Source organism: Calditrichota bacterium (genome assembly GCA_013151735.1).
Classification (GTDB): Bacteria; Zhuqueibacterota; JdFR-76; order JdFR-76; family BMS3Abin05; genus BMS3Abin05.
The window spans coordinates 1-14,160 of the sequence record JAADHR010000175.1 but is presented as its reverse complement, the minus strand read 5'-3'; the positions used below and the strand labels follow the sequence as shown (position 1 = coordinate 14,160).

Annotated in this window: 14 protein-coding genes; 1 reads left to right on the top strand and 13 read right to left on the bottom strand. The window is 48.2% G+C overall.

Annotation, left to right across the window (positions count from 1 at the left end; all coding sequences use genetic code 11):
* The 10 genes from GXO76_12235 to GXO76_12190 all read right to left on the bottom strand — a co-directional run.
* A partial coding sequence (locus tag GXO76_12235) for a hypothetical protein (protein ID NOY78628.1) occupies positions 1-269 on the bottom strand: 269 nt, incomplete at its 3' end.
* A 17-nt stretch (positions 270-286) separates the two neighbouring features.
* Positions 287-1,870, bottom strand: coding sequence for an MFS transporter (locus tag GXO76_12230; protein ID NOY78627.1), 1,584 nt, complete (start codon positions 1,868-1,870; stop codon positions 287-289).
* 13 nt (positions 1,871-1,883) lie between these two features.
* Positions 1,884-2,285, bottom strand: coding sequence for a hypothetical protein (locus GXO76_12225; protein ID NOY78626.1), 402 nt, complete (start codon positions 2,283-2,285; stop codon positions 1,884-1,886).
* 45 nt (positions 2,286-2,330) lie between these two features.
* The gene (locus GXO76_12220; protein ID NOY78625.1) at positions 2,331-2,921 is read right to left on the bottom strand and encodes a gliding-motility protein MglA; all 591 of its coding nucleotides are present in this window, start codon (positions 2,919-2,921) and stop codon (positions 2,331-2,333) included.
* Positions 2,922-2,933: 12 nt separating this feature from the next.
* A complete protein-coding gene (locus GXO76_12215) occupies positions 2,934-3,446 on the bottom strand; it encodes a hypothetical protein (GenBank protein NOY78624.1) in 513 nt (170 codons plus the stop codon).
* A 29-nt stretch (positions 3,447-3,475) separates the two neighbouring features.
* Positions 3,476-4,201 (bottom strand): metallophosphoesterase family protein, encoded by a 726-nt coding sequence (locus tag GXO76_12210; GenBank protein ID NOY78623.1) that lies wholly within the window; start codon positions 4,199-4,201, stop codon positions 3,476-3,478.
* 306 nt (positions 4,202-4,507) lie between these two features.
* On the bottom strand, positions 4,508-7,015 hold the full coding sequence (gene priA, locus GXO76_12205) for a primosomal protein N' (protein NOY78622.1): 2,508 nt from the start codon (positions 7,013-7,015) through the stop codon (positions 4,508-4,510).
* Positions 7,016-7,239: 224 nt separating this feature from the next.
* Positions 7,240-7,746 carry a hypothetical protein gene (locus GXO76_12200; protein NOY78621.1) on the bottom strand — a complete coding sequence of 169 codons (507 nt, stop codon included), beginning with the start codon at positions 7,744-7,746 and terminating at the stop codon, positions 7,240-7,242.
* Positions 7,747-7,762: 16 nt separating this feature from the next.
* A complete protein-coding gene (locus GXO76_12195; GenBank protein NOY78620.1) occupies positions 7,763-9,205 on the bottom strand; it encodes a helix-hairpin-helix domain-containing protein in 1,443 nt (480 codons plus the stop codon).
* A 50-nt stretch (positions 9,206-9,255) separates the two neighbouring features.
* A complete protein-coding gene (locus GXO76_12190; protein NOY78619.1) occupies positions 9,256-10,071 on the bottom strand; it encodes a hypothetical protein in 816 nt (271 codons plus the stop codon).
* Between the two features lie 191 nt (positions 10,072-10,262).
* On the opposite strand from GXO76_12190, the gene GXO76_12185 reads away from it, so the two are divergent.
* Positions 10,263-11,123, top strand: a complete 861-nt coding sequence (locus tag GXO76_12185) for a DUF4835 family protein (protein NOY78618.1) — start codon at positions 10,263-10,265, stop codon at positions 11,121-11,123.
* An 82-nt stretch (positions 11,124-11,205) separates the two neighbouring features.
* Here the strand turns inward: GXO76_12185 and GXO76_12180 are convergent, their stop codons facing one another.
* From GXO76_12180 to GXO76_12170, 3 genes are all read right to left on the bottom strand, one after another.
* Positions 11,206-12,420, bottom strand: a complete 1,215-nt coding sequence (locus GXO76_12180; protein ID NOY78617.1) for an ABC transporter permease — start codon at positions 12,418-12,420, stop codon at positions 11,206-11,208.
* 18 nt (positions 12,421-12,438) lie between these two features.
* The gene (locus tag GXO76_12175) at positions 12,439-13,653 is read right to left on the bottom strand and encodes an ABC transporter permease (GenBank protein ID NOY78616.1); all 1,215 of its coding nucleotides are present in this window, start codon (positions 13,651-13,653) and stop codon (positions 12,439-12,441) included.
* 15 nt (positions 13,654-13,668) lie between these two features.
* Positions 13,669-14,160, bottom strand: a 492-nt coding sequence (locus GXO76_12170; GenBank protein ID NOY78615.1) for an outer membrane lipoprotein-sorting protein, incomplete at its 5' end; no start/stop codon positions are given.

Here is a 14,160-nt window from a genome sequence, read left to right as displayed (position 1 = left end):
AATTTTTTATCGGCTGGTAAAAGTTTTCCCAACTGATACGGAATTTGTATCGTGCTAATAATTTCTTCAGTGTTTTCACCTCGCCAGAAAATGTACGGCTCACTCGCAACAGCAAGAGCTTTAACTACTGTTTTGCTTTCTTTATCCACCCACCGTGCATGAACTGCACTGGCATACACACCCAACACAAATATTTTCTTGAAAGAACGCTCCACCTGTTCAACTCTTTGCACTTCTTTCCCAAACGGGAAGATGCCTATCCGTTCCATCTGTTCTCCTTTACAGGCTATTCACCAAATGATTTTTGTTTTTCAAATGTTTTGGCCGGAACTTTCCAGAGAAGGAACAACCCCAGAAGCATCATCAGAGCCAGCGAAAACACAGCACCCTTGTAACGAACGACATCGCCGTAAGGCTTCAGAAGAAGCACCGTCCCTCCCCAGACCAGCGGACCGAAGATGGCTGCCACTTTACCCGACAACGAATAGAGACCAAAAAATTCGGCCAACATTTCCGGGGGAACCAGTGTAACCAGAAGCGGGCGGGCCGCTGTCCAGGTGGAACCCATTAAAATGCCAATCACACTTCCAATCATCCAGAAAACAGTGGTGTTGGTGGTCAGAATAATCGCCATTAAACTTAACACCCAGCCGGAAATGACGATCATCAATGTGGGCTTCGGATTGAGCCGGTCCGTAATGTAGCCAAAAAGAAGAGATCCGATAGCTGCGGCCGTGGTAGTGACCATAAAAAAGAGAATGATTTTTTCATTTGGAAATCCCATCACCTTAACCGCATAAACGGCCATAAAAATAATAGCGGTTTGAATCCCTTCTTCGTAAAAGAATTTGGCCAGCAAAAATCTAAGAACCCCCGGATATTTCCGGGTATTCATAATGCCGTCCTTCACGCGGGAAATGGCTTCTCTCACGCTCACCCGGCCGCCGGGATGCGGGGTCACCTTTTCCCGAATAAAAATAAACGTGGGGAGCGAAAACAGGAAAAACAGAACGGCTGTTGGAATAAACGTTCCCCGCCTCCCCCAACCGCTTTCCTTTCGCAAAAGCACCAGAGAACCCGCGCCCCATTTTTTTCCGTTTGGTAAACGAACCCGGATGGCACGCTTAGCGGTGTGCTGGTTCTCTATGACCGTGTCCTTGCTGCTCAATTCCCAACCGGTTATTGCGCGGCCATTTGACGATTGAGGAACGAGCTTGTATTTGTAATTGGCATTTTTATCAATAGAGGTGTCGAGAAAGGCTGCCTGAGTTTGCAAAGATGCCGCTTCAATCAGTTGCACCTGCTGCCAATCTTTTTGTAAAAACGGAATGTCCAGATGGAGAAAGGTTATCTCGCCCTGGGCAAACGGCATCACCATCAGGAGTCCGATAATGGCTCCCAGATACCCCATCGACACGCCCAGCCCCGAAATGCGGCCTATTGTGCGCGGGGTGGAAATTTGCGGCAGAAGGGCATTGTAAAACACCAGGGCCCCCTGAAACGCGTAATTGGCGATAATAAAACAAAGGACAGCAAAAGCAAGCTGCCACATCTCATTTGGCACCCAGTAGCTCACCATTCCGATAAGTGCGGTTCCCAAAACCGACCCGAGGGTAAAAATGAAGAGATAGGGAATGCGCCGCCCGACGCTGTCGGAGATGGCGCCCAAAACCGGCAGCGAAAGCGCCACCAGCAGCATCGAAGCGGAATTTCCGGCACTTACCCAGAAATCCTCCCGCGCCAAATTTACCGTAATCCAGAGCGAAAAATACATGGTCACCACATTCATCGAGAAAATGGTGTTGGCAAAATCGTAAATCGCCCATGAGAAAATCTGGCGGAATGAAGGGGAGGAACGCGCGTTTTCCATGAAAATATCTTCCTTACACGTCGGCTTCAATACGACTCAGGAAACGGATCATCCGATTGGCGTGCGAGCGGTAGGATTTTCCGGGAGGAACTACCAAAGCAAGAGCCACCTGCTGGCCCAGCGCACGAAAATAACGAATATCCACTTTTCTGCGATCCTCCATGTAAAAGAGCACTTCTTTGACGCCGGGTTGGGTGTCCTCTTCATTAAGCGTCTCCAGTATTCCCTTCGTCTGGAGCACCATCTGCGAGGCATCGTCACCGGTAATAACCCCCCTTCCGCAGAGTTCAATAATCGGCAAACCCTCATCGGAAAACAGATACACGCTTTCGAAATTGCCCAGGTTCATCACCTTGACAAATTCCTCTTCAATAATCTGCTGAAATGAGCCGTTTGAAATCTTTTTTTTAATCATTCCTCCGTCCTCTCAATTCATTGAGCGCTCTTTTTGGGGATCCGGTTAGGCGCGAAGCTTGTGTTCAATATCCTCAATCACTAATTGAATCATCATTTTTAGGGTTTCAACCACACCCACTCCCTTATTGGCAACCGCTTCAAAATGGGGTGCATTCAGAAAGTTCAGTTTTTTTTGCAACAATCCAACGGGAAGGATTTGATCCAGATCCCGTTTGTTATATTGAATTACGTACGGAACATTCGCGAGTGTCCGGCCCTCAAGGATGAAATTTTTTTCAAGATCGAGCAGTGCGTCCATATTTTCACGAAGGCGGCTCCGCTGGGAATCGGCCACAAAAACAATCCCATCGGCACCGCTCAGGATAATCTTCCGGCTGGAGGCATAAAAACGCTGCCCCGGAACGGTGTACAGGCGAAAGCGGGGAATTTTCCCCTTAATATTACCCAGTTTGAATTCCATAAAATCAAAAAAAAGAGTTCGGTCGTCTTTTGTTTTGAGTGAAACCATTTCGCCGCGGTGGGAAGGATCAATTTTTGAGTAGATATATTCAAGATTGGTCGTTTTGCCACTCAATCCGGGACCATAGTAAACGATTTTAATGGAAATCTCGCGTTTTGCCCAATTAATGAACATTGTTTGCCAGGCTTATCCCAGAATCTTATTCAAGTCATCTTTTACAAGCGACTTAAATTCTGAGTCAATCATTTGCGTAATCTGTTCCTCTTCTGCCGGTTGAGTTTCGATAATTTTATTGATTTTTTCGATCGTCTTTTTTGTAAAGATACGTACCATTCCCAAAGTAACGGAGGGATCAAAAATAACGGCCAGGAAGAATTGTCCGCCAACAGCCGCAATATACAGGTGCTGATGGCTGCCTTCGTGGTAGTGAAGTTTGAATTCATTTTTCGATCCCATGATCCGGGCCATCTCTTTGGTTGCCGAAAAATCACCGGCCATAAGCGCGGTAAACACGGTGGTATCTAATCCGGGGATTTCCCCGTCTTTCGAAATAAGCTGCCCATCCATGTCCCCGAAAACAACCAATCGAGAATTCAATTTCCCCTTAAGCGAAGAGATCAATTTTGAAATGGCCCAAAATTGCTCTTCCGAAAGAATAATTGTTTTTTCAGGGGTGGATTTCTCGTTCATGGGAATCATCGTGATCTCCTGCTTCATTAGTGGATGTTCTATCTGCCCACAAAAAGCCTGTGGATCAAATAATCCGGTAACCCGGCTTTTCGCATTTTTGCCTGCGTTTTTTCAACATCGTAAGGAACCCGAATGTACTGAAATTCACCGTCTTCCTCATCGTAAATTCCGTAGCACGCACGCGGATCACCGTCTCGCGGCTGTCCTACGCTCCCTACGTTAATAATGCCCCGCATCTTTGGCCTGATTAAAAGTGTCGGATCATAAGAAATCCAGTAGCGCTCGCCTTCGTGAAAAAAAGCCACGGGCCGATGGGAATGTCCAATGAAACACAGCCGGGTTCGAAAGTAGTTAAAATTTTCAATAGCATCCCGTGTGTCGAATAAATAATTCCATTCTTCGGGGTGTTTGGGTGTTGAATGCACAAGTGTCATGTCATCAATAATAATCTTCAAGGGCAGCGATGATAAATAAGAATACGAATCCGCATCCAGAATTTCGCGCGTCCATTCGATCGCCTGACGGGCATAAAGATTAAAATATTGAAGGGTTGTTTTTCCGATCGCCGCCGAATCGTGATTCCCCAATAACGCATACCGGGTATTTTCCCGAATGAGGGCGACACAAGCATTTGGATCCGGGCCGTAACCTACACTGTCCCCCAGACATATGATCTCATCTATATTCCGATCCCGGAGATCGTCCAGGACTGCGGTCAGGGCTTCCAAATTTCCGTGAACATCTGCAATGAAGCCATATCGCATAAAAAGAACCTATTTAATTAAGCTAACCTTTCTTGGGAATTTGCCTCTTATGTATCGACTGCAATCCCAAAAAAATTTAATGGGTTAGCAAAAAATGGCATGGTTAAAATTAATATAAAAAAAGCTATTCAAAATATCAAGCAGAATTCGTACGGATCACAGGTAAACAAGCGCACCCGTAAAGGATGCGGCTACAGAACACGGCAGTCATTTTCACCCTCTCCCACCATACCGCGTAGCCGCAGGCTTTACGCCTGCGCAACCACCAACGCACCCGTAAAGGGTGCGGGTACAGAACACAGTGTGTTACCAGAGGTCGATCGGATCCACATCAATCGTAATTTTGACATCTTTGGGACGGTAGCGCTTTTTAAAGCTCGAAAAGGCGGCCTTAACCTCCTCGCGCAATTTCTTGCCGGTAGCATCCCTTTTGCGGTCATTTTTCAGAATTATGTGATAGCGATAGTTCCCCTGAATTTTGGCCAGCGGAGCAGGGGAAGGCCCCAAGACCTGGTAAAAATCACTCCGTACGTTTAGCAGGGAAACAAAACGGCTGGCGTAGCCGCTAACCGCTTTTTCATCTGGCCCGCGAAACTCCACTTCAATTAATTTTCCAAAGGGTGGATACAACAGCTCTTTTCTTTGATTAATCTCACTGACATAAAAGCGCAAATAGTCATGCTTCTGGGCAAATAAAATGCTGTGGTTTTTGGGGGCGTAAGTCTGAATAATAACCTCTCCCTGCTTATCCTTCCGCCCGGCCCGGCCGGCCACCTGTGTGAGCAGCTGAAAGGTGCGCTCGGAGGCGCGGTAGTCCGGAATCAGCAGGGTGGTGTCAGCGGAAATCACACCCACCAGGGTCACCCGGGGGAAATCCAGGCCCTTGGCCACCATCTGTGTTCCCAGGAGAATATCGTAAAGCCCCCGGCTGAAATCCCTTAAAATTTGATCATGAGCGCCTTTTTTACCCGTGGTATCCATATCCATCCGAACAATACGCGCCTTTGGGAAAAAATAGTTCAGCTCATCCTCTACGCGCTGTGTGCCCACCCCGCTGTAGCGGATGTTAACCCCGCCGCAGTTCGGGCACACCTCAGGCGCCGCTTTTTGGTAGTTGCAATAGTGACACATCAGCTTGTTGCCTTCCCGGTGGTAGGTCAGGGTAATGTCACAGTGAATGCACTTTTCAATATACCCGCAGTCCTGGCACACAATGTAGGTGGAAAAGCCCCGTCTGTTTTGAAGCAGAATCACCTGCTCACGAAGCGTTAATTTTTCGGCAATTTTTTCCAGCAGCCGGGAGGAAAAAACGGTGGGTTCGCCGTGTTTTCGTTTCTGATGCTCCTTCGACATGTCCACAATCTCTACCTCAGGCATGGGAATATCCTCTACCCGCCCCGGAAGCGACAAAAGAGCATATTTCTTGTGTTCCGCATTAAAAAAGCTTTCTACGCTGGGTGTGGCCGACCCCAAAATAACCAGAGCATTATTCATTTTTGCCCGAACAATCGCCACATCCCGGGCATGATATCGGGGAGCCATGTCGTATTGCTTGTAGGTGGCTTCCTGTTCTTCATCCACAACGATCAGGCCAATGTTCTTAAGCGGCGCAAAGACCGCTGAACGCGGGCCAATGACAATATGAAAGTCGCCGCGCTGAATCCTCCGCCAGGAATCATACCGTTCTCCTGAAGACATCCGGCTGTGAAGCACCGCCACATCATTCCCAAAAAAATCCTTAAAGCGTTTTACCGTTTGTGGTGTGAGTGAAATTTCCGGTACCAGCACAATAGCCGTTTTCCCCAGGCTCAATACCTTTGCAATGGCCTCCATGTAAACCTGTGTTTTTCCGCTTCCCGTAACCCCGAATAGCAAAAAGGTCTGGAACGTCCCCTTTTGAATGTGGGATTCAATTTCATCAAGTGCCCGACGCTGGTCTTTGTTCAGGGTGATGGATTCCGGCGTTTCCGGCTGCACATGCTGATAGTAGTCGCGAAAAACCTCCCTTTGCGAAACCGTGATGATCCCCTTGCGCAACAGGCTTTTTAAACCGGAAAGGCTGATCTGCGCTTGTTTCAGCAAATCCACCTGGAATAATCCCTCCGGAAAATCCCTCAGGATTTTTAGGATTTCCGCCTGACGGGAATGTTTCAGCATAAAACCGGTAATCTCGTCGTCCAGGTTGTGGGACGTAAGCCAATCCGGCGCAAGTTGAATGAAATTCATCGTCCGCTCGCGGGTTTTAGCCCGGGAAACGATTTCCTGAACGGAAATGTAGCCTTTTTTTTGAAGCTGCGTTAGATTGTAGGAGAGATTTTGCGACCCGATTTTGCGGCGTAGTTGCTGAAAACTTAATGCCCCATTATTGAAAAGCGCCTGAAGAATTTTCCGTTGATTGTCCGAAACATCCGGGAGAGATTTCAGCTGTTCTACCTGCCACTCACCCACTAACCGGACGATCCGTTTACTCTCCAGATTAATGCCTTTGGGCAGCGTGGCTTCCAGCACTTCACCCCACGAGGAGAGGTAATAGCCGGCAATCCAGCGAGCCAGTTGGAGCATTTCTTGCGAAAAAATAGGGGTGTCGTCCAGAACGTCGGCAATGGGTTTAACTTCCGTAAATTCAATTTCGGACGTCAGCTCCACCACAAATCCGGTCAATTTGCGGCGCCCGAACGGGGCCAATACCCGGCTTCCCACGCGTATAATGTCCCGAAAATCTTCGGGCACCTCGTACGAAAAGGCATGGTCGACCGGAATGGGAAACACAACATTCGCAAAAAGGGAAGTGATATTTTTTTTATCTTTGGCCATTGCCTGCCCCGTAGAAGCCGTTCGTGTTTGGTTTGTTTAAGTGTCCCAACTTCAGAAATTGTAAAAAAGGAAAGCAGAAAAATTCAATCATTTCGGATCGGGTTCTTTCGATATCATAAATTACTAAAATCTCTTTCAAAATACAACGTTCATTTTATTCTGAATCAGTAATAGCCACCAAGACACGAAAACACAAAGGCAGTTAGGAGAAAAGAGACTGCAATTCAGCTGTGAAAATCCAGTTGAAGGGCAAATCCCTTTTGAGGAGGTGTTTCTTTGGACTCAATCCGATAATTCACGCCGGGTTTCTCACGCCGGTATTCCGTAAAATATTTGAGAGAAAAAATGGCTTTCGAAAAAATATTCCATCGGAGTCCAACCCAGACCCGCGACCCCTTTCCGTAAAACAGTTTGATCGAAAACTCCCCCGGAAGACCCGGCTCGTAGGCATACATCCGGCTGGTGTAGCTGCCCGTATTGAAAAGCGTCCAGCCCGCAGAAAGACGGCTTCCGGCATGGAAGGTACAGGCCATTTCTTCCGAAAGCAGGTAGCCCCTTTGAACCCCTGTCCATTCCGCATCAGGGGATATCCATCGTACCTGTACCGCCTGAATCTGGCCCTTTGTCGTCCAGCGTTTGTCGGGATGCAGCCACCAGACCAACTGAATTCGGGTACGCTTTTGGGGGGCCAAAACAGTTCTCACATCCCAACCGTTCTTTACAATCCGCATGGCCTTTGTTTTTTCTTTAAAGGAAATTACAAAATAGGTCCGGAGAGCCGATGCCCACTTTTCCTGCCAACGCCTGCCAACGAAAGCCCCATTCCTTTCCGGATGGAGACGGAGTTACGGCTCTATTTATTTGAGGCACTAAAAACAGGTCTAAAAACGACCGAATTTGTGTGCGGGAACGAGGCTTTAGTACAAAACCCGCATACCAACCCTTTTCGTTCTGTGGAATTCCTTGTTCGCCAAAAACAAATCCGTGGGGATTCCAGAACTGCTCGCCGTAATTTCTTACGGCCACGACCCAGGTCATCGGACGGGTTTCAAGTATTCCGCCTACAAGAAAGGACCGTCCTCTTCCGGCCAAATGGGCCCATTCTCCGGCTATTTGTAATATTCGGTAAGAGGCGCGGAAATCGCCTCCCAAATAACGAAGCGATCCGAACGGCACATCATTCTTTAACCCGACGACCGGGCAAGAAAACGCTGAGTGAAGGACCGTGACACCTGCCGAAAGCTTTCTCCAACCGGATTCAAGATGGACTCCCGTAACTGTTTCGTGAATACGGTTTTTCTGATTCAAATGGGAACCTACGTGAACAACGGGTGCTTCCAGGGTTCCAATTCCCGAAAGGGAATCAATCCGGCCATCCCAGGCATTTCGGGCCCGAAATGCGTACAGTGTCAGAATTTTGAGGGTCACGGACCCCGCCAATCCCCGGAAAAAATGATCCTCAATAGCAGAAACATCACCGCGGACTCGGCCGGGATGGATTTTCAGGATTTCGGCAGGAGACACACTTTTGCCCAGCGAATACGGTAAACTCAACAAAATTCCCTGGCCAAATGCGGGGAAAAAATCCCCGATAAACAGAGACACAGACCGCCCAATTTTAGCGCGCACGTAGCCCGCCGCATGGTCCGTCCATCGGGCCTCAAGGGGATCCTTTTCCAGTAAAACCCCACCGGAAAAGGGCAAATCCGCTGCAAATTGGAAACGCTGGTAGCTGTGCAATTTTTCTCCCTGAAAAGGCCTTGAATTCTTGCCGGAGAAACGGGAACGCAGCCAAACGCCCATTCGCGGGTGTTGCGTCTTAACCGAAATAAATTTTGAAAACCAGGCCCAGTCATCATCCGAAAGATGCAGCACCTGTCTGACCTCTGATTTCGACCGAAAGGGGCCGTGTTGGTCCCGGTAGCGGATTAGGAATTCGGCAAGCCTTTTCGGAACCCCCGGGATTTGCTCCAGCTCATCAATTGAGGCGGAATTGAGGGAAATCGGATGGAGCCTCGCCGCTTCGATTTGTTCGTACCAAAAATCAAGATTTCGTTCGTTTTCGCCGGGAAGCAGATCCAATTCAAAAGATTCCTGTGCCCAGGCAATCGACTCAAGGGTGGTGGTGAACATACCCCCTTCAACAAACATGACCATCAGAACGGCAAATCTCCAGGAAAGAAGTTTCATTTTTCTTGGCCCCCAAAATACGGTTTAAAAGAAGCGGTGAAGCACCCTGTTCAGAACTGAATTCCAACCGAAACATGATGGGTTCCTCCCAGCAGAAGATGCGACGCCCAGGCATAATCCAGGCGAAATGGTCCCCAATAGAAACCGCAACCAAGCGTAAAACGGCCGGGTTCCGTCAAATAGCCGGAACGCAAAATCAGCTGCTTTGCAAGTGTCCACTCAATCCCTGATCGGAAACATGGCGGAAAACCGGTTTCTTGACTGATTTGAAACGCGAAGCGAAATGTGGAAAACGGCCGGTATTCCAATCCGGCATCCAGCACCTGAGGAAGGGGTTCGTGCCCGCGCTTCAGGGCGGAATGTGTGGCATTTCGGATGCTTGCCCCGAATTGCCAGTGTGACGACCATTTAAAGAGATACCCAAAATTCACTCCGAGACAGCCATCCTCTCCGTAACCTGCAATTTTCAAACGGGCGTAAAAAAGGCTGCCCCCAAAAATAAATCGTTTTCCGAATTGCCGGGCAATCGCAATCCGGGTCGTTTGCTCGCGGTAGGCGGAATACCCAAATTGCTGGAAGGATGCCCCAAACGTCCATTTTTTTCCGGAAAACGACAAAGCGGCAAAGGTCGTTTCCAGTTCTTTTAGACCAAAAGGCCGGCTGTAAAAGGTTGTGGCCTGCAGGCCTTTCCCCCAGGCCATCCCGGCCGAATTGTACACAATGGCGTTGGGGTCTCCTGAAGCGGCCACAAATGCCAGCCCCATTCCGACAGGGCGGGCACCAATCGGCTGACTGGTAAAAGAGGCCCGAGCGGCAGGTACAACTGCCCAAACACCCAATAACAGCAGAATCCCCTTCCAATGCATTGAACAACCCCCTTTCCCCTGGCTATTTTTCATTAATTTCGATTTATACCCTTGACAAATCGCCAGAATATATTAAATTATTCTATGAATTTGGGGTGCGAACCATTTCTTTTTTCAGGCGTAAAAAAACCAAAATCCGGTTTTAATAGAATTTGCTCTCACAAAAACTGGACTGAAGTTAAGGAGGATGTATGAGATTTTTCAAATGGACATCCATTGCCATGGCCCTTCTCTTTTTGTCGGGTGGTTTATGGATCACAAATGCCGCTGCCCAGGCGGTTCATGCCGATGTGAAAATTCACCTTGAAAAGATTCCGATGGATCACCGTCACAAGCTAAAAGACCTGCAGGAAAAATTACAGGCCTACATTAATGATTACGAATGGACGGATGATCAGGACGCCGGTGATATCTACATTAGCATTCAAATATTCTTACAGGATATCAGCTCCAACTTTGAGGATCGCTACGCCGGACAATTCTTAATCACCAACAATTCAGACCAGCAGTTTTTCGATAAGCGATGGCGCTTTAATTACTCTCCGGGAGATGCCTTTTACCATCAGGAAAATGTTTTTAATCCGCTGACCAGCCTGGTTGATTTTTATGTCTACATCGTGCTGGGAGGCGAATTCGACAAATTGGGCAAATTGGCCGGCACCCCCTATTTTGCCATCGCCCAGGATATTGCCCATCAAGGACAATTCGGCCGTTTTCCGGAGGGCTGGGATTACCGTCAGGATTTAATCAAGAAAATTCTGGGCGAACCCCATAAGATTTTTCGCACGGGCATCGACGCCTATTTCCTTGGACTTTCCTACGAGAAGGAGAATCCGAAAATCATGCGCCAGCAATGTCAGAAGGGGCTTCAGCTCATTGCAAAGGCTCTGGAAGAGGACCCCCAGGATCAAATTGCCAGACAGTTTATTAAAAGTCACTCGCAGGAAATAACGGATATTTTCAAGGATACGGGGAACAAGACCGTCTTTAATTTGCTTATCTCACTGGACCCGGAGCATAAGGCCATTTACAGCAAATACATTTCCGAATAGACCGCTTGGTTCGGCTTAAGCCTGTTCATTATCTTGGTGCCATATCAGGGATTCCATCTTCGAAAGAGATGGAATCCCTTTTTTAATAGGTTCGAACCGCTTCCGCCGGTTGAATGTGGATCGCCTTCCAGGCAGGCAAAACGGCTGAAATACAGGCCGTAACCACAATCATAACAGGCAATGCGATGTACATTCCCAAGGGTAAAACCGGATGTACAATGGTACTGGCACCAAAGCTTGCCAGACCCGAAGCGAAGGCCGAAAAATCAATGCCCTTCTGTGTGGTGTACGCAATTGTCCCTGCCCCCAGCAGAAACCCAACCATTCCCCCGGTCAGCGAAAGCATAACGGTTTCCAGCAATATCATTGTGAAAACCCGCCCCTGTTTCATCCCGACCGCGATAAGCACCCCCAATTCCCGAAAGCGCTCTATCACCGCCATTAACATCGTATTGGTAATTCCGAAAAGAAGAGCAAAGAGAATAATTATGATGAACATGTACGTAAAACTCTCCATTGCCGCAGAGGTGATGGCAATCTCGGGGGCCAGTTCTTTCCACGTTTTCACCGAGAGGTCGGGAAAACGAGCTTTGACACGCTTGTACACTTCGGGCACAATCTGCGAATTCGCGGTTCGAATGGCAATTTCGTGAAGGATCGGAGACGTGTTCAGCAATCGAAAGAGATCACTCTGTTTCATGAACACGTGGGATTCGTCAAAAAAACTGGACTCCGTTTTGTAAATTCCAATGATTCGGCACCCTACATAGTTGAGCGTTCCATCCAATCCCTGAAAGCTCAGGACAAGCTTCGATTTTACTTTCAAATTCAATCGGTCCGCCAATTTTTTGCCAATGACCACCGGATTCAGAGCCGCGGATTCAAAATAATTTCCGCTGATCAGGCGCTTGTAAATATCCGTCACCTGCCGGGCCTGATCAGGAACAATCCCCACAAGTTTTACACCAAAGGTGGATACCGGAGAGGCGGCCATGGCCTCAATGAGCGTGCGGCCCGAAACCGCCTGAACACCGGGAATCTGCCTGCTGTTACGGAGAACCCGAAACCCGTCTGGAATAAAATTTGTGATGACCTTGTCCTGAAGATAGTCTGCCTGGTGAATTTGAATGTGAGCCAAATTCCGTTCGATCGCGCTGTCAACCATTGATTCACCCCAGCCCATCCAGACGGCCCCTGCAAAAAGGCTCCCCCAGAGCCCCAGCCCAATGGCCGCAATTATAATCAGACTGCGTTTTTTATTGCGCCAAATATTTTTCCAGGCCAGCGAAAACAGCATTCCTGGTTCTCCTTTGTCCTAATCCCGTACGGCTTTTACAAGATCAAGTTTTCTGATAAAAACAAGCGGATACAATTCCGTCGTCAGGGCAACGATAAACACGACGATGGCCTGATGAAAAAAGAGCATCGGGTCCTGACTGAAGTGGAAAACGGGTTCCAACCCCAGCCGATCAAATGCCTGCGCCGCACTGCCCGTAATGGGAATGGGATGATGAAAGAAATACGCCACGATCGGAACACTGATCAATGCGCCGGAAAGCGCCCCCAAAAAGGCCAGCATGAGTGTTTCAATGGCTGTGACCAGAATCAACTTTGTGCGTTTCATTCCCACCGAAATCAATATTCCAAATTCCCTTGAGCGTTCCGTGGTCATCATCATAATCGTACCAAAAATCCCAAACGCAATCACCAGGTAAAGAATAACCAGCATCACCAGACCGCTGGCATTATCCATCTCAATGCTTTGCACAAGGTCCGGCATCATTTCCTGCCAGGTCATAATGGTGTAATCTTTTCCCAGTAAAGAAACAAGCGCTTTCCTGACGCTTTCCTGACTTTTGGGTTTATCAATCATAATGGCTAAGGAGGTAATTCGCCCCGGGGCTGAAAAAATGGTCTGTGCATTTGCGAGCGTTACATAGACCATCCCATTATTCAAATCGGAAATGGGGAATTTTACAATTCCTTCAATTGGCAGCCGAGCAGCCGCAATCATTCCATGATATCCCTGTCCGTAGATAACAAGGCTATCTCCCACACCCACCTTCAGCATCCGTGCCAGTCCCTGTGCCAGAAGAACGCCCTGTGAAGAAGACGTGAGATAGGTTCCCTGAATCAACCGTTTCTTCAAATCGGTGAGACCATTTTCAGCAACGGGATCGATTCCCACAATTTGGGCAACCTTTGTGAGCGATCCGTAAGAGACCAGAGCAAACGCTTCCAAACGCGGAACGGTTACGGTGACGTGCGGAATGTGATCGATGGTTTCCTTGCGCTTCTGATCGATCACGATACTTTTATTCAGTGAGCGGTTATCCCAATAGCCCTTGCCCTGAACCTGTAAATACCCCGTGTAAAACTTAACGGATGAGCGGATCATAAAGGCGTAGGATCCATTTTGCATCGACCGCATCACAATGGCCAGAACAACCGCAAAAAAAATAGAGGCGGCTGCAATCAGGGTTCGCTTTTTGTTTCGCCATAAATTTCGCCAGCTCAGAACAAAATACATTGAGAAGAACCTTTCTTAACGGACACGTTTCATATTCTGAACCGAGAAGAACGACGGACGAATTTTAATATTGAATTTAATTTTCCGGTAATCCAGAATGGTCTTGTGGCCCGGTTTATTCTGGGGGATCATTTCCAGATGCGTGGGAATGGTACGCCCTCCCATTTTCCGCACCCGGCTGGCCAGCATGGTCTTCACCAATTTCCCGTCTTCATCGAAGAATTCCGCTTTCAATTCAAGGTAGCCCGCCTTTGAAATCCAGAGAATGACCTTGCCCCACACCACACCGGCTTCCGGCTTGGGAGTTAATTTGATCTTATAGCAGAGGCGTCCGTCTACCTTTTCTTCCCCCAAAATGCTCTGCGTGTAATCATTGACAATCGACGATTCCCGCACCAGATCATCATTTGTGAAGTCCGAGCCCATCCAGGGCTGGAGCATCATGGAAGGAGGAATCTTGATCACACGCTGGATAGTGGGAATCCAATTCCAGATTTCGTTCTTGCG

Coding starts and splice junctions, on each gene's coding strand:
- GXO76_12200 (NOY78621.1), bottom strand. CDS start 7,746: ATGCGGATTGTAAAGAACGGTTGGGATGTGAGAACTGTTTTGGCCCCC.
- GXO76_12230 (NOY78627.1), bottom strand. CDS start 1,870: ATGGAAAACGCGCGTTCCTCCCCTTCATTCCGCCAGATTTTCTCATGG.
- priA (NOY78622.1), bottom strand. CDS start 7,015: ATGGCCAAAGATAAAAAAAATATCACTTCCCTTTTTGCGAATGTTGTG.
- GXO76_12225 (NOY78626.1), bottom strand. CDS start 2,285: ATGATTAAAAAAAAGATTTCAAACGGCTCATTTCAGCAGATTATTGAA.
- GXO76_12195 (NOY78620.1), bottom strand. CDS start 9,205: ATGAAACTTCTTTCCTGGAGATTTGCCGTTCTGATGGTCATGTTTGTT.
- GXO76_12190 (NOY78619.1), bottom strand. CDS start 10,071: ATGCATTGGAAGGGGATTCTGCTGTTATTGGGTGTTTGGGCAGTTGTA.
- GXO76_12175 (NOY78616.1), bottom strand. CDS start 13,653: ATGTATTTTGTTCTGAGCTGGCGAAATTTATGGCGAAACAAAAAGCGA.
- GXO76_12220 (NOY78625.1), bottom strand. CDS start 2,921: ATGTTCATTAATTGGGCAAAACGCGAGATTTCCATTAAAATCGTTTAC.
- GXO76_12180 (NOY78617.1), bottom strand. CDS start 12,420: ATGCTGTTTTCGCTGGCCTGGAAAAATATTTGGCGCAATAAAAAACGC.
- GXO76_12185 (NOY78618.1), top strand. CDS start 10,263: ATGAGATTTTTCAAATGGACATCCATTGCCATGGCCCTTCTCTTTTTG.
- GXO76_12215 (NOY78624.1), bottom strand. CDS start 3,446: ATGATTCCCATGAACGAGAAATCCACCCCTGAAAAAACAATTATTCTT.
- GXO76_12210 (NOY78623.1), bottom strand. CDS start 4,201: ATGCGATATGGCTTCATTGCAGATGTTCACGGAAATTTGGAAGCCCTG.